This window comes from Paraburkholderia youngii (genome assembly GCF_013366925.1).
Taxonomy (GTDB): domain Bacteria; phylum Pseudomonadota; class Gammaproteobacteria; order Burkholderiales; family Burkholderiaceae; genus Paraburkholderia; species Paraburkholderia youngii.
The window spans coordinates 4668207-4685487 of sequence record NZ_JAALDK010000001.1 but is presented as its reverse complement, the minus strand read 5'-3'; the positions used below and the strand labels follow the sequence as shown (position 1 = coordinate 4685487).

Here is a 17281-nt window from a genome sequence, read left to right as displayed (position 1 = left end):
ACAGTTCGCGCATTTCGTTATCGCGTCGGTCGTTGTGCCGGCGCGATAACGAACCCCTCAAGCAACAGCCTCAGAACAACCGCAGCAACCCGTCCAGTCCAACGAAATTGAACGACACGCTGGCTGCTTCGCGCACCACCGGCTTCGCGCGGAAGGCAACGGAAAGTCCGGCTTCGGCCATCATTTTCAGATCGTTCGAGCCGTCACCCATCGCAATTGCGCGCGAAGGCTCGATGCCGAGCGTCGCGCAGGCTTCGCGCAGCGTGCGCGCTTTCACGTCCGCGTTGACGATCTCGCCAATCACGTTGCCGGTCAGCTTGCCGTCGACAATTTCGAGCGTGTTCGCACGCGTGAAATCGAGGCCGAGGCGCGCTGTCAGCTTCGCGGTGAAGAACGTGAAGCCGCCCGACACGAGCAGCGTTTTCAGGCCCGCCCGTTTCGCGCCGGCGAGCATGCGTTCGGCGCCCGGCGACAACTGCAGCCGCTCGTCATACACGCGCTCGAGCGCGCTGGCGTCGAGCCCCTTCAGCAGCGCGACGCGGCGCGTCAGGCTTTCGTTGAAGTCCTTGATCTCGCCGCGCATCGCAGCCTCGGTGATCGCCGCGACTTCGGCTTTGAGCCCGCAGAAATCGGCGATTTCATCGATGCACTCGATCGTGATCAGCGTCGAATCCATGTCCATCGCGACGAGGCCGAAGTCGCGCAACTGGCGGCCGGCTTCGACAAACGCGTAGTCGAGTTGATGCGTATAGCAATACGCTTCGACGTCGGCGCGTTGCGCGAGGTTCGCGCCGGCGATGCGAATCGCGCTCTCGTCGATGACGGTGGCGTGCGAGCCGCGCGCGAGCGCGACGAGCGTTTTGTGGTGGTCGGCGGAAAGGGGGGCGACGCTTTGAATGACGAGGTTCATGGACGACCAGTGACGCGGGAAGAAAGAGGCGCGTGGCGCGCGGAAAATCCCGCTATTGTATCGGTTCCGTGCGCCGCGCCGTCGCGGGCGGCTGTCGTGGGCGGGTTTGCCGTGCGCTCCGACAGTGCGCGGTTCATACTGACGCATCGAATCGTGTGGCGCGGTCGTCGTCAGGTTGGCAGAAGTCGGCATTTCGCATATCGCCGTAACGGAACGGACCGAACAAATGCGGTCACACGAACCCGCCACATCACAAGCGCAACAAGACGCCCCACGGAGACAACGCATGACCCCTGCAACCGCCTGCGACGCTTCCTCCCTTGCCCGCGAATTCGATCTGCGTCATCTGAGCCCCGCGTTCTACGCCGATCCCTATCCGGTCTATCACGCACTGCGCACCTATGACCCGATCCGGCGCATGCCCGACGGCTCGCTGTTCCTGACGCGCTTTCGCGACGTGCAGGCGGTCTACCGTGACCCGAAGACCTTCAGTTCCGACAAGACCGTCGAGTTCCGCCCGAAATATGGCGACTCGCCGCTCTACGCGCATCACACCACGAGCCTCGTGTTCAACGATCCGCCGCGCCATACGCGTGTGCGCAAGCTGATCGCTGGCGCGCTGACCGCGCGCGCGATCGCGGCGATGGAGCCCGCGTTGATCCGGCTCGTCGACGGTCTGCTCGACGCGGCCGCGCAGCGCCGACGGATCGATCTGATCGGCGAGTTCGCGGCGGCGATTCCGGTCGAGGTCATCGGTAATCTGCTCGACGTGCCGCACGACGAGCGCGCACCGCTGCGCGACTGGTCGCTCGCGATACTCGGCGCGCTCGAGCCGTCGCTGACCGACGCGCAGTTCGAGCGCGGCAATCGCGCGGTCAGCGAATTCGTCGACTATCTGCGCGGCCTCGTCGCGCGCCGCCGCCGCGAGCCCGGCGATCCGCAGCACGACGTGCTGACGCGGCTGATTCAGGGCGAGGGCGCGCACGAGCAGCTATCGGAAGCCGAGCTGCTGCAGAACTGCATTTTCATCCTGAACGCAGGGCATGAAACGACCACCAACCTGATCGGCAACGGGCTCGTCACACTGAGCCAATGGCCTGACGAGCGCGCCGCGCTGCTGCGCGAGCCCGAGTTGATCGGCACCGCGGTCGAGGAATGTCTGCGCTTCGAGAGTTCGAACCAGCTCGGCAATCGCATGACCACCGTCGATACCGAGATCGGCGGCGTCGCGGTTGCGCGCGGCACGCCGGTCACGCTGTGCATCGGCGCGGCCAATCGCGATCCCGAGCAATTTGCCGAGCCGGACCGCTTCGATATCCGCCGCGATCCGAACCGGCATCTCGCGTTCGGCTTCGGCATTCATCAGTGCGCGGGCCTGTCGCTGGCGCGGCTGGAGGCGCGGATTGCGATCGGGCGCTTCGTGCGGCGCTTCCCGGCGTATCGCGTCGATGGCGAGCCGACGCGGGGCGGGCGCGTGCGGTTTCGCGGGTTTGCGTCCGTGCCGGTCCTGCTCGAGCCTTGATGCGACCCCGGTAGCGCGCACACGAGGACAGCCGTAGCTTTTGCCGCCTTGTCGCAAGACTTACAGCCTCATGACGGCACGCCGCCGAGCGGAACGGCTCGTGCTTTAAGCGTAGCGGCAGCGCAAAACCCGCCAAAACTCGGGCACGCTTGCTGCTGCGCCTGATATCTCAGGGCCGTGGGACAGGGGAGCGCGCGATGGCACATATGATCTGGAAGGGCGCAATCAGTTTCGGGCTGGTCCACGTACCGGTGCAGCTCTATCCGGCGACGCGGTCGGAGAAGGTCGGCTTCAATCTGCTCGACAAGCGCACGATCGACCCGATCGGCTATAAGCAGATCAACAAGCGCACCGGCAAGGACGTGACCCGCGAGAACATCGTGCGCGGCTTCGAATACGAGAAGGATCACTACGTCGTACTGTCGGACGACGAAATCCGCTCGGCGAATCCCGAGTCGACGCAGACGGTCGACATCCTCGCGTTCGTCGACGCCGCCGACATCTCGTTTCTCTATCTCGACACGCCGTATTTCCTGACGCCCGACCGCAAGGGCGAAAAAGTCTATGCGTTGTTGCGCGAGGCGATGACAGCCTCGGGCAAGATCGGCGTCGCGAGCGTCGTGCTGCACAACAAGCAGCATCTGGCCGCGCTGATTCCGCTCGGTCCGATGCTCGCGCTGAACACGCTGCGCTGGGCCGACGAGGTACGCGGTCTGGACGAATTCAAGGTGCCGCCCGAAGGCATGAAGGCCGCCGGCGTGTCGGCCAAAGAACTCGACATGGCGAAAAAGCTGATCGACGACATGAGCGAGACGTGGGACCCGATGCAGTATCACGATACGTTTCGCGACGACATCATGGCGCTCGTCGAGCGCAAGATCCAGGCGGGCAAGACCGAGGAAGTCACCGAGGTCGAAACGCCGCACGAGTCGCGCAAGTCCGCCGACATTCTCGACCTGTCCGATCTGCTCAAACGCAGCCTCGGCCGCGGCAAGGGCAAGCAGGCTGCCACGGGCCGCAAGCGCGCCGCCGGCGAGGACGAGGATCAGACCGATAGCGAAGCCGAGGCCGATGAAGAGGCGGCCGCGCCCGCGCGCAAAAAGGCTCGCACGACAAGCACCGCGCGCAGTCGCAGCGGTAGTGGCAGCAGCGCCCGCGCTGCATCGAAAACCACAGCAACATCGCGCAAACGGCGCGCGGCGGCCTGAACGCGCGGCCGACCCGCCTATCGCAGCCAACGCACCGGAGTCATCGCCATGAACGACCGACTCGAGCTCTACCACCGCAAGCGCCGCTTCGAAGACACGCCGGAGCCATCCGGCGCGGCGACCCGCAAGCGCGCGGCAAGCAAGGCGGGCAGGAGCGCGACGCGTGCCGCGCCCGACACACTTTCCTACGTGATCCAGGAGCACGACGCGCGGCGTCTGCACTACGACTTCCGGCTCGAACTGAACGGCGCGCTGCTGTCGTGGGCGGTTCCGAAGGGACCGAGCCTCGACCCGTCGGTCAAGCGGCTCGCGGTGCACGTCGAAGACCATCCGGTCGAATACGGGACGTTCGAGGGCGAGATTCCGCCCGGCAACTACGGTGCGGGAACCGTGATCGTCTGGGATCGCGGCACGTGGGAGCCGGCGGGCGGCGTGGCCGAGGCCGCGCGGTCGTACGCGGCCGGCAAGCTCAAGTTTCATTTGCACGGTGAGAAGCTGCACGGCGGCTGGACGCTGGTACGCAGCCATATGCGCGGCAGCGGCGACAAGGAGCAATGGCTGCTGATCAAGGAGCGCGACGAGGAAGCGCGCGACGAGAGCGACTACGACGTGCTCAAAGAACTGCCGGGCAGCGTGCTGGCCGACGGCGCGTCGAAAGGCAGGAAAACGAAGCAAGCGAAAGCGCAGACGAAAACGTCGGGCGACGGCAAAGCCACGGGCACAGGCAAGCCAGCGAAGTCCGCCTCCTTGCGCCGCGCAGCCGATCCCAAGCGCCCCGACATCGTCGCCACGCGTACCGCGCAGTCGTTACGTGAACTCGCCGCATCGCCATCGATCGAAGGCGCGGTCAAAGCCGCCTTGCCCGCGAGCTTGACGCCGGAGCTGGCGACGCTCGTCGACACTGCGCCGCATGGCGACGACTGGCTGTACGAAATCAAGTTCGATGGCTACCGCGTGCTCGCGCGCATCGACCACGCGTCAAAGAAGAAGGCTGGTGCGGTCAGTGTTTTCACGCGCAACGGCAACGACTGGACCACCAGATTCAGCAAACAGATCGAGGCCATCGCCGGGCTCGACCTGCAAAGCGCGTGGCTCGACGGCGAAGCGGTCGTGCTCGATGAACGCGACGTGCCGAGCTTCCAGTTGCTGCAAAACGCGTTCGATGCGCACCGCCCGCAGGACATCGTCATCTATCTGTTCGATGTGCCGTTCCTGAACGGCTACGACCTGCGCGGCGTACCGCTCGAACAGCGCCGCGCGATTCTGCGCGCGCTGCTCGAAGGCGTCGACGATCGCGTGCTGCGCTTTTCGAACGACTTCGCGTTCAGCGCCGGCGAGCTGCTCAGGAGCGCGTGTGACATGGGGCTCGAAGGCATCATCGGCAAGCGGCGCGACAGCCGCTATGTGTCGGGCCGCGCGCCGTCGTGGATCAAGCTGAAGTGCCGACGCCGCCAGGAGTTCGTGATCGGCGGCTATTCAGAGCCGGCCGGCAGCCGCGAGGCGTTCGGCGCGCTGTTGCTCGGCGTCTACGACGCCGACGGCCAACTGCAGTACGCGGGGCGCGTCGGCACCGGCTTCGACGCCGCCTTGCTGCGCTCGGTCAAACAGGCGCTCGACGCGCACGCGAGCAAGAGCATGCCGTTCGCGAGCGCGCCGCGTGAGCGCAGCCGCACGCCCGTGCACTGGGTCGAGCCGGTGCTCGTCGCCGAATGCAACTTCGCCGAATGGACCAGCGACGGCATCGTGCGCCAGGCGTCGTTCGTCAGTCTGCGCGACGACAAACCGGCGCGCCAGATCGTCAGGGAAACCGCCCGACAAGGAGCCGACGTGCAACAGCAAACCGAAACCGCCGCCGACGATACGCGGCAAACAGGCGCGCCGAAAAAGCGCGCAGCCACGAAAACCGCCAGGACCGCCACGCCCGCCGCGACGGAAAGCGCGCCCGCCCGAACCACGGCAACACGCTCGCGCGCGCAAAACGAAATCGCCGGCGTGCGCATCTCGCATCCCGATCGCGTGATCGACAAGAGCAGCGGCGCAAGCAAGCTCGAACTGGTGCAGTACTACGAATCAATCGCCGAATGGATGCTGCCGCATCTGCGCGAGCGGCCCGTCGCGCTGGTGCGCGCGCCCGAGGATATCGGCGGCGAGCTGTTCTTCCAGAAGCACAGTCAGAAGCTGTCGATTCCGCACGTCACGCAGCACGAGGGACTCGACCCGGGCCATCCTGCGCTGATCACGATCGACACGCTTGCCGCGCTGGTCGGCGCCGCGCAGATGGGCACCGTCGAATTTCACACGTGGAATGCGCTCGCGTCGAATATCGAAAAGCCCGATCGGATGGTGTTCGATCTCGACCCGGACCCGTCGCTCGGCTGGGAACGGATGGTCGATGCCGCGCAACTGACCCGCTCGCTGCTCGACGAACTGGGCCTGAAGTCGTTCGTCAAGACGAGCGGCGGCAAGGGCTTGCACGTGGTCGTGCCGCTCGCGAAGCAGGCCGGCTGGGACGAAGTGAAGGATTTCTCGCAGGCGGTCGCGCAGCATATGGCGACGACGCTGCCGCAGTTCTTCAGCGCGAAGATGGGCGCGCAGAATCGCAAGAAGAAGATCTTCATCGACTATCTGCGCAACAACCGCGGCTCTAGCACGGTGGCCGCATTCTCGGCGCGGGCGCGGCCGGGGCTCGGCGTGTCGGTGCCGCTCGCGTGGGACGAACTCGACAGCACGACGGGCGGCGATCAATGGGGCATCCGCAACGTCCACGAGCGCGTGGACGGCCTCGCAAGCGACCCATGGGCCGACTATGCGAAGACGCGTCAGCGCATCACCGCGGCGATGAAAAAACGTCTGGGCGTCGCGTCATGAGTGCTCGTCCAGGTGGCAGAACAACCCGCGAATTCGCCATGCGCACTCAGTGCGCGAACGCGCTTCGCGAAGGAGCAATGCAATGAAGACCCTGCCGCAATCGACTGATGGCGAGTCGCAAGCCGACCCGCACGCGAACAAGGACCCGAAGTCGTTGCAGGAAGCCGCGGCGCCGCTGCCGCATGAAACCGACCAGCATCCGCAGTCACAGCACGAGGACCATCCGCGCGATGTCGGCAAGCAGGCGCATGAGGATATCGAGCATGGCTTGCAGGATACCGACCGCCGCGGCGGCGGCGAGTATCAGCAGCGCACGCAGAACGACTCGCATGCCGATGTGAATTCGGATCGCAAGCAGGTCGGCGCGAAGAGTGGCAAGCGCTGACGCCGCGTACCGGGCGTGACGCCTACGCGCCCGCCAGTCCAACCGGCTCCCGGTCCCAATACGGCGGATCGCCGAAATGCGCGGCGACGAAGTCGATGAATGCGAGCGTCTTCGGCGGCACGAACGCGCGGCTCGGGTACACGGCCCAGATCGCGACGTCGTCCGCGAGCGGATAGCTGTCGAGCACACTGACGAGTTCGCCGCTGCGCAGATAGGGTGCCACGTCCCATGTCGATTTCAGCGCGATGCCGAAGCCCGCGAGCAGCGCGTCGCGAATCACCTCGCCATTGTCGGTGACGAGGCGGCCGCTCACGCGCACGTCGAGCGGGCCAGTGGGCGTCACGAAGCGCCAGTCGCGCTGCTCCGACAGGATGATGCACTCGTACCGCGCGAGATCCGACGGATGATGCGGCGTGCCGTGCGCGGCCAGATAGGCGGGGGCCGCGCACAGCACGCGGCGATTGACCGCGAGCCGCCGCGCGACCAGCGACGAATCCTTCAGCACGCCGACGCGGATCGCGACATCGATGCCCGCGTCGACCAGATCGACCACCTGATCCGTCAGGCGCAGATCGACGTTGACGCCCGGATAGCGGCGCAAAAACTCGCTGATCACCGGCGACACATGCTGACGCCCGAACGACGACGGCATCGTCACGCGCAGCCGTCCCTGCGGCTCGGCCTGCGCGCGGCCGACCGCTGCGCGTGCGGCGGCGGCCGCGTCGAGCAGCGCCTCGGCGCGCGTCATGAACACTTCACCGTCCTGGGTGAGGCTGATGCGGCGCGTGGTCCGATGCAACAAACGCGCGCCGAGCAGCTTTTCGAGTTGGGCGATCCGAGCGCTCGCGACCGCCGCCGACAAACCGAACTCGCGCCCGGCCGCCGACACGTTGGCGAGCAGCGCGGCGCGCACGAACAGCCCGACATCGAGCAGATCGAGCCGTTCGCGCTCGCTGGGCAGGGACCGCCCAGCCGGAGTTGAATCGTTCATTATTCTGAAAAACCAAAAAATGTTTCAGTGATTATGACTGTTTTAGCAGAATAAGAACCGTCTTACGATTCGGGTCATGCTTGCACATCAACCGAACCCACGAGGAGCAGCCATGAAAGCCGTCGGACTCTACCGTTATCTGCCAATAGATCACGCCGAAGCGCTCGTCGACGTCGAGATCCCCAAACCCGAAGCGAGCGGCCGCGATCTGCTGGTCAAGGTCGAAGCCATTTCGGTGAACCCGGTCGACACCAAGGTGCGCGCGCCGAAGGATAGCGTCGAGAAGACGCCGCGCGTGCTCGGCTGGGACGCGGCCGGCACCGTCGTCGCGGCCGGGCCCGAGGTCACGCTGTTCAAGGTCGGCGATCCCGTGTTTTATGCGGGCAGCATTACGCGGCCGGGCGCCAACAGCGAGTTTCATCTGGTGGACGAACGGATCGTCGGACACAAGCCGGCGTCGCTCGATTTCACGCACGCGGCCGCCTTGCCGCTGACCGCGATCACTGCATGGGAAGCATTGTTCGACCGCCTCGGCGTGTCGCCGCAGGGCGCCGACGCAGGCCGCACGGTGCTGATTTTCGGCGGCGCGGGCGGGGTCGGCTCGATCGGCATCCAGCTCGCCAAGCAGCTCGCCAAGCTGAAGGTGATCGCGACCGCGTCGCGGCCCGAATCGGCGAAATGGGCACGGGAGCTCGGCGCGGATCACGTCGTCGATCACTTTGGCGATCTGTCCGCGCAGATGAAAGAGCTCGGCATCGAACAGGTCGACTACGTCCTGATCTTCAACGACACCGATCGCAATTTCCCGGCCGCGGCCGAACTGATCAAACCGCAAGGCGGTATCTGCACGATCGTCGAAAACAGCGCCGCGGTACCGGTCGAATTGCTGAAGGCGAAGAGCGCCGCGTTTCACTGGGAATTCATGTTCACGCGCTCGATGTTCGGCACGCCCGACATGATCGAGCAGCACAAGCTGCTGACCGAGGTCGCGCGCCTCGTCGACGCGGGCACGTTGCGCACGACGCTCGGCGAGGACTTGGGCCGCATCAACGCCGAGAATCTGCGCCGCGCGCATCGGTTGCTGGAAGCAGGGCGCGCGATCGGCAAGCTGGTGCTGACCGGCTTCTGAGATGAAATCGACGCGCAGAAAGCGCGTCGCCGCAAGCGGGTTAACACCCGAGCCTACACGACACGCGCGGCAGCGCGCTTGGCGTTAGACTGACGACGCAGCATGCCAAAACGGTTGCGTGTCTTGCGGCGAGGCAAGGCGGTGTGAACCGGCCGGGCCTCGGCAGTGCGCGAACAGTGCACGGGCAATCGCGTCGACGCGAGCGCGCAGCGGCACAACAACGAGGTGACAGTATGAGCTTCAGCTTCAAACTCTCCGCCGTTTCGATTGTCGCTTCTCTCGCCTGCGCGCTCGAGCCGGCTGCTCACGCAGCCACGCCGATCACGGTGACCAACAAGGCCGCGCTCGACGGTCCGATCCGCTACACCGTTCGCGTCACGTCGAAACAGTTCGGCAATTCCCAGGAGACCCGCACGATCCGCTCGGGCGAAACGGACGACTTCACGTGGAAGACCGTGCCGCCCGGCGGTCCGGTGCCCGCTACCGACGCATGCCCGGACTATGCGTCGCTGCCGGTCGACGAGAACGGCGCGATGATCCGCCAGACGCAGATCCGTCTCGCACCGGTGGTGGCGAGCGACGGCACCGCGACCGTACAGCTGAGCTTCCAGGCGCAGACGCCGCATGGTGTCAAAACCGTGACGAGCGCAGGCAAGTCGCTCAAGTGTCCGAACGATGTGCGCATGAGTCAGATCGTGCGTTTCACGATGCCGGTCAACGGCACGACGAAAACGCTGACGCTGAACGATGGCACTGAGGTCGCCGTCACCGCGAAGCGTTGAATGATCCAGCGCGCGCGGTGATGGCCGCGTGCGCGAACCGTCACATGCGTTAGCGTGTCATCCCGGTGAGTCATCCTTTGCGTGCCTCACGCTCGACGAGCCGCGCCGGCAAGAACTGATGCTCGGCCGAAAACAGTCGTCGGTACGTGAGCAGCACTGCGCCCACCGTCCCCAGCGCCGACGCCGCCGCGATCAGAAACATGATGACGATCTGATAGCGCACCGCCTGCAATGGCGACTGCCCGGCCAGCACCTGCCCGGTCATCATGCCCGGCAAACTGACGACGCCGACCACCGCCATCTGATTCAACGTCGGCATCATGCCCGCGCGCACCGCCTGGCGCGCCGGCGCCTGCGCGGCCTCCCAGCGTGTCGCGCCGAGCGCGAGCGCCATGTCGACGCGGTCGCGCCGCGCGGTCAGTTCCTCGGTCATCCGCTCGATGCCGAGCGATACACCGGTCAGCGTGTTGCCGAGGATCATGCCGAGAATCGGAATCGCATATTGCGGCTCGTACCACGGATGGATGCGGATCACGACGAACAGTCCCACCGCGGCCACGAGCCACGAGCTGACCCAGATCGACAGCACACTGTCGGCGCGTTGTCCGGCATAGGTGTGGCTGCCGCGCTGCGCGCCGGCGAAACCCGCGATCAGCGTCATCACGATCATCAGCGGCAGCACCACGTACCAGCGAGCGAAACTGAACACCCAGCCGAGCACATAGCCGATCGCGAGCAACTGGACCACGGTGCGCACCGCCGCCCATGCGAGCTTGCGTTCGAGATCGAGTTTCAACGCGACCGACACCACGCCATTCACGACGATCAGCAGCGTCGCGATTGCGACGTCCCACAAGCTCAGATTCTGCAGGCTCATGGGCGGGACTCCCGACGCAGGCCCGCAACATCGCGTTGGTCCGCGTCGCGCCGCACCGTGGTGTGTTCGGCCAGCACGCCGGCGCGCATCGTCAAATGCCGTTCGCTCATGCGTGCCGCCTGCTCGAGATCGTGCGATACCCATATCGATGCGTGAGCGCGAGGCGCGGCATCGAACCATGCCTGCACGAGCGCTTCGATCGCGCGCGACGAAGCCGGGTCGAGCGACGCGGTCGGCTCGTCGAGCAACAACACTTCGGGCGTGAGTTGCAGCACCCGGATCAGCGCGGCGATCTGCGCTTCGCCGCCCGACAATTCGCTTGCGCGCTTGCCGAGAAAGTCCTCGCCGCGGCCGGCCTGCATCGCAAGCGTGGCCGCCCGCACGCGATCGAAGCGCGCGTCGCGATACGCGCGCAGCTCGAACGGATAGCGCAGATTGTCTTCGACGCTGCCGTCGATCAGCGCGGGCCGCTGCCGGATATACGCGACGCCGCGCCGATAGCGCGGAATCGCCGCTCGCACGAGCGGCGCACCATGCCACAAGATGCGCCCTGCATCGATCGGATCGAGCAGCGCGAGCGCGCGCAGGAACACGCTCTTGCCGGAGCCGGACGGTCCGGTGATCGCGACGCGCTCGCCGGCGCGCAGCACGAAAGTGGTCTGCTGCAACAGCGTCTGGCCGCGCTGCGCATCCCGCCGCACGATGCCGTCGGCGAAAAGGAGAGGAACATCGGTCGTCATGGTTGGAGCGTCGTGGGGAGGGTGTCGCTTCGATGCCGGCGCGACGGCGTCAATGCGCCGGTCGGTCTGTCGGCAAAGCGTGCGCCATGATAAAACGGCGAGGCGCGAATAGCGCACACAACCCACAACCGGCGCGACGATTCATTGCCACGCGCCAGGCACGATAACTGCTGCACGGTGCACAACGTGGAACAACACGCGGAGCCTTTCAATGGCAGTGTCGAGCAGCATCGGACGACGGGTCGGAAAAATCCTTGCATGGCTGCTGGCGGTGCTCGTCATCCTGATCGTTGCGCTCGTCATCTTCATCCTGACCTTCGACTGGAACCGCGCGCGGCCTTACATCGACGACAAGGTCAGCCAGGCGATCGGCAGGCCGTTCGCGATCAACGGCGATCTGAAGGTGGGCTGGCGTCATGCGGTCGGCGAAACCGGCTGGCGCGGCTGGGTGCCCTGGCCGCGCTTTTCGGCCGCCAACATCACGATCGGCAATCCCGACTGGGCCAAACAGCCGCAGTTCGCGACGCTCGACGAAATCGACTTCGAAGTCGAGGTGCTGCCGCTCCTCGCGCACGACATCGTGATTCCGGCGATCAACCTCGTGAATCCATCGGTCGATCTCGAACGTCTTGTAGACGGCCGCAATAACTGGACCTTCAAACTGCCTTCATCGACCGGGCCATCCGAGTGGAAGCTCGATCTGCACGATATCGCGTTCGCGAAGGGCAATATCGCGCTCTCGGATCAGCAGAAGAAGGTCGAGGTGCAGATGGTCGTCGATACGCTCGGGCAGCCGATCCCGATCGGCGACGCGCTGAAGCAGCAGGAGGCGGCCTCGCGCAGCGCGTCGGCGCAGGCGATCGGCCGCGCGGGTGCGAGCCAGCTTGCCGCGCAGGCCGAAGCGCAGGCGGCCTCGGCGGCGAAGGCGGCTTCCGAAGCGGCAGCTTCTGAGGCACAGACGCCGGCACAGGCGTCGGCAGCCTCGGGCCCGGCTGCAACATCAGGCGCGCCCGCGACTTCCGGCGCGCTCGCGACGAGCGGCGCCGCCGCGCCAGGTGGTGAAACCGCCAGTGAGAGCGCCAGCACGCCTGCGGCCGTCTCGGCCGCGAGCGGCACCGCACCCGGCGCGCCACGCGCGACGCCGCTCTATGCGATCGCCTGGACCGTCAAGGGCATCTACAACCGCACGCCGCTGTCGGGCAGCGGCAAGCTCGGCGGCGTGCTCGCGCTGCAGGACGCGAACCGGCCGTTCCCGGTGCAGGCCGACGTCAAAGCCGGCGACCTGCATATCGCCTTCGTCGGCACGGTCACCGATCCGGCGCATCTCGCGGCGCTCGATCTGCGTCTCTGGCTGCAAGGCAACAGCATGGCCCGGCTATATTCGCTGACGGGGGTGACCCTGCCCGAGACCCCGCCATACGCGACCGAGGGCCATCTGATCGGCCGGTTCAAATCGAGCGGCAACGTGTTCACGTATGAAAACTTTACAGGCCGGGTCGGCGGCAGCGATCTGAACGGTTCGTTGACCTATACCGGCCGCCAGCCGCGTCCGCTGCTGAAAGGCGAACTCGAGTCGCATCTGTTGCAATTCTCGGATCTCGCGCCGGTGATCGGCGCCGATTCGAACGCGAGCAAGGCGAAGCGCGGCGGCGCTGCCGCGCAGCCGAGCAACCGCGCGCTGCCGGTCGAGGAGTTCCGCACCGACCGCTGGAAGGCGATCGACGCCGACGTCAAGTTCACCGGCCGGCGCATCATCAAGAACGCGAATCTGCCGATCACGGATCTGTACACGCATGTCGTGATGACCGACGGCGTGCTGTCGCTCGTGCCGCTCAAGTTCGGCGTCGCGGGCGGCTCGCTCGCGTCGGACATTTATCTCGATGGCAGCGGGGCGCCGTTGAAGGGGCGCTTCGCGATGTCGGCGCGGCATCTGAAGCTCAAGCAATTGTTCCCGAACTTCAAGACGATGCAGAGCGCGCTCGGCGAGATCAACGGCGACGCGTCGCTGTCCGCGACCGGCAACTCTCCGGCGGCGCTCGCCGCGACTTCGAACGGCGAGCTGAAGGCGCTCGTGAGCGAGGGCACCGTGAGCCGTCTGCTGATGGAGGCGGCCGGCCTGAACGTCGCGAACGTCGTCTATGAAAAGCTGTTCGGCAATCGCGACGTGAAGATCAACTGCGCGGCCGCCGATTTCGTCGCGACCGACGGCGTGCTCGAAGCGCGCGTGTTCGCGCTCGATACCGACGACGCGGTGATCAACATCGACGGTCACATCAATCTGCGCGACGAAACGATGGACCTCGGCGTGCATCCGCATACGAAGGGCTTCCGGGTCTTTTCGCTGCGCTCGCCGCTGTACGTGAAGGGCACCTTCAAGGACCCGCACGTCGGTGTCAATGCGGCCGCGCTTGCGCTGCGTGGCGGCGCGGCGGTCGGGCTCGGGCTGATCAATCCGTTCGCGGCGCTGATCCCGCTGCTCGCGCCGAGCAACAACAAGCCGCTGCCGTGCACGCAATTGCTCGCGCAGGTGCGGCAGATGCCGAACGCGCCGGCGCCGGGCGTGAAGCAACAGCCGAAGGCGCCGATGTCGCTGGAGGGCGCGCCGGTCAACAAGTCCTCGGGCGGCGCGTCGTCGCCGGCCGCGACGGATCGCAATCGCAAGCCCGCGACGCAGTCGCCGGCGAGCGCGGCCGACTACAAGGGCAGCTGATGTTGTCGGGCTTGCCTGTGGACTGGTTGAACTGGGGCCTTGGTGGCGGCCTGTGCGTGATCTTTCTGTGGCTGATCAGCGTGCCGCCCGCGCGCGAGCGCGTCGATGATGCAATGGCCGAATGAATGGCAGGGTGCCGCGCGCGCAACTGCGCGCGGTCGCCGTCGAAGCCCGTGTTTCAATGCAATGAAGCGAACTGGAAAGCAACGCAGCGCGCCACCGAAGACGCCAGCGATGGGTGACGACATCGGCTGTCGAAACCGCGGATGAATGACGACGAAACGAGCTGTCAGCAACCCTGAACTTCAGGGTCTCTGAGCGGCGCTATCGGAGAGAGCGCGGTGTTGCATCGCCCGACGCATCCTGGCGACGCACGCCGCGGCGAGTACCGATCCGCGTCGCGCCGAACTCCGTCAGAATCTTGCCGCGCGCACGACTCGCGAACACGAGGAAGCCAAAGCCGTCGGCCTCGTACCAGTAGCCGCCGTTCTCGAGACCATCGAGCGGTTGCTCCAGTGCGTTGGTAATGGATTCGATGCAGCGCCGCCGCAATTCGGCTGGTGCGGGGTAGGGCGGCTGCGCGCCGCGCACACTGCATAGAAGCACGTCGAGTCCGGGCAGTACGTGTGCATAGAGCACCGGTTCGTCCTGCGCGCGAGCCCGCGCAATCTTGGTGTCGAGTTGACCGAACGGCTTGAAATGCCGCAGAACCGCGAGGAACGACTCGTCGCCGTCCACCTTCGCGCGTCTACGCTTTTTCGGGAAGGACATAAAAATTCGCCTGAAAAAGAATTGCAAGAAACGCTGCGTCCTCATGCGACCACTCCCGGCTTTCGCGCGCCGCACGTCGATCTTTTATAGCATACGACAAGGCCGGATTCACGATGATTCGACGTTGCTGCATCGCTCCACCGCTCCCGCACGAATCATGCCGAACCGCCTCGCCGCGCGCATTCGCATCCCAGCACACCTTGTCTCCATCATAGACGCAGGCGGCGCGGAAAAAACATCCCATCCCAATAAAAAAGTCATTTTTGTGTGGTCGAGCGCTTGCAGGCGCGCCGTTGAAATATCTCTGGTTCACGTCGATAATGGCCCGTCCGGCCGCGCGGCGCCCGCCTTACAGGGCGCCACGGGTGCGCGAGCCCCGCCGTTCGAGTGACAGCCTGAACCACAGCCTGAACGCCCTGACGGAACCATGAAACTATTCACCAAAGGCCTGCTGCTGATCGCGATACCGAGCGTGGTCGAACTTGCGCTGCTCGGGGTCGTCTTCGACACCCAGGAGCGCACCGCGCAGGCCGCGCGATGGGTCGACAACAGCAAGCAGATCCTCTACGAGTCGTCGGCCATCGTCGACCCGCTGCTGCGCCAGGCCGCGCGCGTGCGCACCGCGATGGTGACGGGCGATGCGTCGCTGATCGACCGCCACGCGGTGTGGGTCGAACTGAACGACCGGCTCGCGAAGCTCGATGCGCTCGTCGCCGAAACACCGGCCCAGGCCGAGCGCGTACGCAGCATGCGGCGCGCGATCGGCGCGTATCGCGAACAGAGTGTCGCGATCTCGCAGGCTTTGCACGAGGGGCGCAGTCTACGCCGCTATATCGCGCTCGAAACCGGCGAGTTGCCGGAGCAGATCGCCGTGTTCCGCGAGGAGTTGGCCCAGTTCGACGCGGCGGCGTCGGTACTCGATGCCGAGCGCTCGAGCGCGCTCGGCGAGCGTCGTGACCTTCAGCAGCGCGCGCTGATCGCCGCGGCATTCGGCTCGATGCTGATCTGGGCGGTCACCGCCTTCGTGTTCGCGCGCGGCATCGGCCAGCGCCTCGAAGTGCTGACCGATAACGCCGAGCGGCTCGGCAGCGGCCGGCCGCTCGCGGCGCCGTTGTCGGGCAGCGACGAAATCGCCGCGCTCGACTCGGTGCTGCATCAGACCGATACGCGTCTGCGCGAGGCGGAAGCCGGGCAGCAGGCCCTGAAGACCGAGCTCGAAGCACGCGCGCGCGAACTGACGGCCGTCAATGAGGAATTGCGCCAGGAAACGCAGGACAACGAGATGTTCATCTACAGCGTGTCGCATGATCTGCGCTCGCCGCTCGTGAATCTGCAAGGGTTTTCGAAGGAGCTGCACGTATCGTGCGACGAACTCGACGGCCTCGTCGGGCGGGCTCGCCTGCCTGTGATCGAAGCGCGGTGCATGACGCAGATTCTGAATGGCGACATGCGCGAGTCGTTGCACTATTTGCGCACGGCTGTTGCGCGCGCGGCGGCGATCATCGACGCGCTGTTGCGCATCTCGCGCGCGGGACGGCTCGAATACCAGTGGCAGCGGGTCAGCGTCGGGCGCGCGGTGGCGCGGGTCGTCGATGGACTGCAAGGCACGATCGACCAGCGCGCCGCGAGCGTCACGGTGCGCGAGCTGCCGCCCGCATGGGGCGATCCGGCGGCGGTCGAACAGATCTTCAGCAACCTGATCGGCAATGCGCTGACTTTTCTCGATCCGGCGCGCCGCGGGCGCATCGAGGTCGGCGCGCTGGCGCCCGAACCCGTCGATGAAAGCGAGCCGCGCGCGGTCCGTATGCGCACCTATTACGTCCGCGATAATGGGCTAGGCATTCCGGCCGCGTATCTATCGAAGGTGTTTCGCGCGTTCCAGCGTCTGCATGCAGACGTCGCTAGCGGCGAGGGGATCGGCCTCGCGGTGGTGCGGCGCACGGTCGAGCGGCACGGCGGGCGGGTCTGGGTCGAATCGGCCGAGGGCGCCGGTTCGACTTTTTTCGTGGTGCTGCCCGAGCAGCCCGTGCGCTTCTGAGCGTTGCGCATGCCGGCGCGGACATGGATGACGAATCGTTGGCACGCAGAGCCTATGAATCACGCGCAAACGGCCAGCTTCGTTCTGATCGAAGACGACGACGGCCACGCAACGCTCGTCGAGCGGAATCTGCGCCGCGCCGGCGCGAATCCGCTCGCTGCTACGAACCCGGTTGCAACGTCTGCGTCCGCAAGCCGGTCGAATACGATACGTTCATCGAGGCCGTGCGCCGGCTGGGCTTTTTTCTGCAAGTGGTCGAGCTGCCGCCGGCGCATCGGCTCGAGCCGGCCTGAAGGCGACCGAAAGCCGTTCATGACAACATAAGCACTGACCTTAGCCACAGAGCATCC

Annotated in this window: 15 protein-coding genes and 1 pseudogene; 10 read left to right on the top strand and 6 right to left on the bottom strand. The window is 65.8% G+C overall.

The window, feature by feature from the left end; all coding sequences use genetic code 11:
• Positions 1 to 70 precede the first annotated feature (70 nt).
• Positions 71 to 910 carry a phosphoserine phosphatase SerB gene (gene serB, locus G5S42_RS21450; RefSeq protein WP_176108631.1) on the bottom strand — a complete coding sequence of 280 codons (840 nt, stop codon included), beginning with the start codon at positions 908 to 910 and terminating at the stop codon, positions 71 to 73.
• Between the two features lie 286 nt (positions 911 to 1196).
• On the opposite strand from serB, the gene G5S42_RS21445 reads away from it, so the two are divergent.
• From G5S42_RS21445 to G5S42_RS21430, 4 genes are all read left to right on the top strand, one after another.
• Positions 1197 to 2432 (top strand): cytochrome P450, encoded by a 1236-nt coding sequence (locus G5S42_RS21445; protein WP_176108630.1) that lies wholly within the window; start codon positions 1197 to 1199, stop codon positions 2430 to 2432.
• A 197-nt stretch (positions 2433 to 2629) separates the two neighbouring features.
• Positions 2630 to 3640 (top strand): non-homologous end joining protein Ku, encoded by a 1011-nt coding sequence (gene ku, locus G5S42_RS21440; RefSeq protein ID WP_176108629.1) that lies wholly within the window; start codon positions 2630 to 2632, stop codon positions 3638 to 3640.
• 48 nt (positions 3641 to 3688) lie between these two features.
• Positions 3689 to 6508 (top strand): DNA ligase D, encoded by a 2820-nt coding sequence (gene ligD / locus G5S42_RS21435; protein ID WP_176108628.1) that lies wholly within the window; start codon positions 3689 to 3691, stop codon positions 6506 to 6508.
• 82 nt (positions 6509 to 6590) lie between these two features.
• Positions 6591 to 6893, top strand: a complete 303-nt coding sequence (locus G5S42_RS21430; RefSeq protein WP_176108627.1) for a hypothetical protein — start codon at positions 6591 to 6593, stop codon at positions 6891 to 6893.
• A gap of 22 nt (positions 6894 to 6915) precedes the next feature.
• On the opposite strand, the gene G5S42_RS21425 is transcribed toward G5S42_RS21430, so the two are convergent.
• Entirely contained in the window at positions 6916 to 7884 is a 969-nt protein-coding gene (locus G5S42_RS21425; RefSeq protein ID WP_176108626.1) for a LysR family transcriptional regulator, read from the bottom strand.
• Positions 7885 to 7996: 112 nt separating this feature from the next.
• Between G5S42_RS21425 and G5S42_RS21420 the strand changes: the two genes are divergently transcribed.
• Positions 7997 to 9013, top strand: a complete 1017-nt coding sequence (locus G5S42_RS21420; protein WP_176108625.1) for a zinc-binding alcohol dehydrogenase family protein — start codon at positions 7997 to 7999, stop codon at positions 9011 to 9013.
• 233 nt (positions 9014 to 9246) lie between these two features.
• Positions 9247 to 9795: a DUF6013 family protein gene (locus G5S42_RS21415; RefSeq protein ID WP_176108624.1), complete on the top strand. Its 549-nt coding sequence runs from the start codon at positions 9247 to 9249 to the stop codon at positions 9793 to 9795.
• Positions 9796 to 9865: 70 nt separating this feature from the next.
• Here G5S42_RS21415 and G5S42_RS21410 read toward each other — a convergent pair whose 3' ends face one another.
• Positions 9866 to 10672, bottom strand: coding sequence for an ABC transporter permease (locus G5S42_RS21410; RefSeq protein ID WP_176108623.1), 807 nt, complete (start codon positions 10670 to 10672; stop codon positions 9866 to 9868).
• The gene (locus G5S42_RS21405) at positions 10669 to 11412 is read right to left on the bottom strand and encodes an ABC transporter ATP-binding protein (RefSeq protein WP_176108622.1); all 744 of its coding nucleotides are present in this window, start codon (positions 11410 to 11412) and stop codon (positions 10669 to 10671) included. The genes G5S42_RS21410 and G5S42_RS21405 overlap by 4 nt, the downstream gene beginning before the upstream one ends.
• A gap of 211 nt (positions 11413 to 11623) precedes the next feature.
• On the opposite strand from G5S42_RS21405, the gene G5S42_RS21400 reads away from it, so the two are divergent.
• Both G5S42_RS21400 and G5S42_RS45220 read left to right on the top strand, forming a co-directional pair.
• Positions 11624 to 14122: an AsmA family protein gene (locus G5S42_RS21400; RefSeq protein WP_176108621.1), complete on the top strand. Its 2499-nt coding sequence runs from the start codon at positions 11624 to 11626 to the stop codon at positions 14120 to 14122.
• A complete protein-coding gene (locus tag G5S42_RS45220; RefSeq protein WP_013089381.1) occupies positions 14122 to 14247 on the top strand; it encodes a hypothetical protein in 126 nt (41 codons plus the stop codon). Before G5S42_RS21400 ends, G5S42_RS45220 begins: the two co-directional genes overlap by 1 nt.
• Positions 14248 to 14446: 199 nt before the next feature.
• Here G5S42_RS45220 and G5S42_RS21395 read toward each other — a convergent pair whose 3' ends face one another.
• Both G5S42_RS21395 and G5S42_RS21390 read right to left on the bottom strand, forming a co-directional pair.
• On the bottom strand, positions 14447 to 14938 hold the full coding sequence (locus G5S42_RS21395) for a hypothetical protein (RefSeq protein WP_013089382.1): 492 nt from the start codon (positions 14936 to 14938) through the stop codon (positions 14447 to 14449).
• Positions 14871 to 15206 carry a hypothetical protein gene (locus G5S42_RS21390; protein WP_157646264.1) on the bottom strand — a complete coding sequence of 112 codons (336 nt, stop codon included), beginning with the start codon at positions 15204 to 15206 and terminating at the stop codon, positions 14871 to 14873. The genes G5S42_RS21395 and G5S42_RS21390 overlap by 68 nt, the downstream gene beginning before the upstream one ends.
• Positions 15207 to 15320: 114 nt before the next feature.
• On the opposite strand from G5S42_RS21390, the gene G5S42_RS21385 reads away from it, so the two are divergent.
• Positions 15321 to 16931 (top strand): sensor histidine kinase, encoded by a 1611-nt coding sequence (locus G5S42_RS21385; RefSeq protein WP_176108620.1) that lies wholly within the window; start codon positions 15321 to 15323, stop codon positions 16929 to 16931.
• Positions 16932 to 16985: 54 nt separating this feature from the next.
• A pseudogene (locus tag G5S42_RS21380) lies at positions 16986 to 17224 on the top strand (hypothetical protein).
• Positions 17225 to 17281: the final 57 nt, after the last annotated feature.

Bases quoted from the DNA above. Each gene is read 5' to 3' on its own strand.
- serB (WP_176108631.1), bottom strand. From the start codon at position 910: ATGAACCTCGTCATTCAAAGCGTCGCCCCCCTTTCCGCCGACCACCAC.
- G5S42_RS21445 (WP_176108630.1), top strand. From the start codon at position 1,197: ATGACCCCTGCAACCGCCTGCGACGCTTCCTCCCTTGCCCGCGAATTC.
- ku (WP_176108629.1), top strand. From the start codon at position 2,630: ATGGCACATATGATCTGGAAGGGCGCAATCAGTTTCGGGCTGGTCCAC.
- ligD (WP_176108628.1), top strand. From the start codon at position 3,689: ATGAACGACCGACTCGAGCTCTACCACCGCAAGCGCCGCTTCGAAGAC.
- G5S42_RS21430 (WP_176108627.1), top strand. From the start codon at position 6,591: ATGAAGACCCTGCCGCAATCGACTGATGGCGAGTCGCAAGCCGACCCG.
- G5S42_RS21425 (WP_176108626.1), bottom strand. From the start codon at position 7,884: ATGAACGATTCAACTCCGGCTGGGCGGTCCCTGCCCAGCGAGCGCGAA.
- G5S42_RS21420 (WP_176108625.1), top strand. From the start codon at position 7,997: ATGAAAGCCGTCGGACTCTACCGTTATCTGCCAATAGATCACGCCGAA.
- G5S42_RS21415 (WP_176108624.1), top strand. From the start codon at position 9,247: ATGAGCTTCAGCTTCAAACTCTCCGCCGTTTCGATTGTCGCTTCTCTC.
- G5S42_RS21410 (WP_176108623.1), bottom strand. From the start codon at position 10,672: ATGAGCCTGCAGAATCTGAGCTTGTGGGACGTCGCAATCGCGACGCTG.
- G5S42_RS21405 (WP_176108622.1), bottom strand. From the start codon at position 11,412: ATGACGACCGATGTTCCTCTCCTTTTCGCCGACGGCATCGTGCGGCGG.
- G5S42_RS21400 (WP_176108621.1), top strand. From the start codon at position 11,624: ATGGCAGTGTCGAGCAGCATCGGACGACGGGTCGGAAAAATCCTTGCA.
- G5S42_RS45220 (WP_013089381.1), top strand. From the start codon at position 14,122: ATGTTGTCGGGCTTGCCTGTGGACTGGTTGAACTGGGGCCTTGGTGGC.
- G5S42_RS21395 (WP_013089382.1), bottom strand. From the start codon at position 14,938: ATGAGGACGCAGCGTTTCTTGCAATTCTTTTTCAGGCGAATTTTTATG.
- G5S42_RS21385 (WP_176108620.1), top strand. From the start codon at position 15,321: ATGAAACTATTCACCAAAGGCCTGCTGCTGATCGCGATACCGAGCGTG.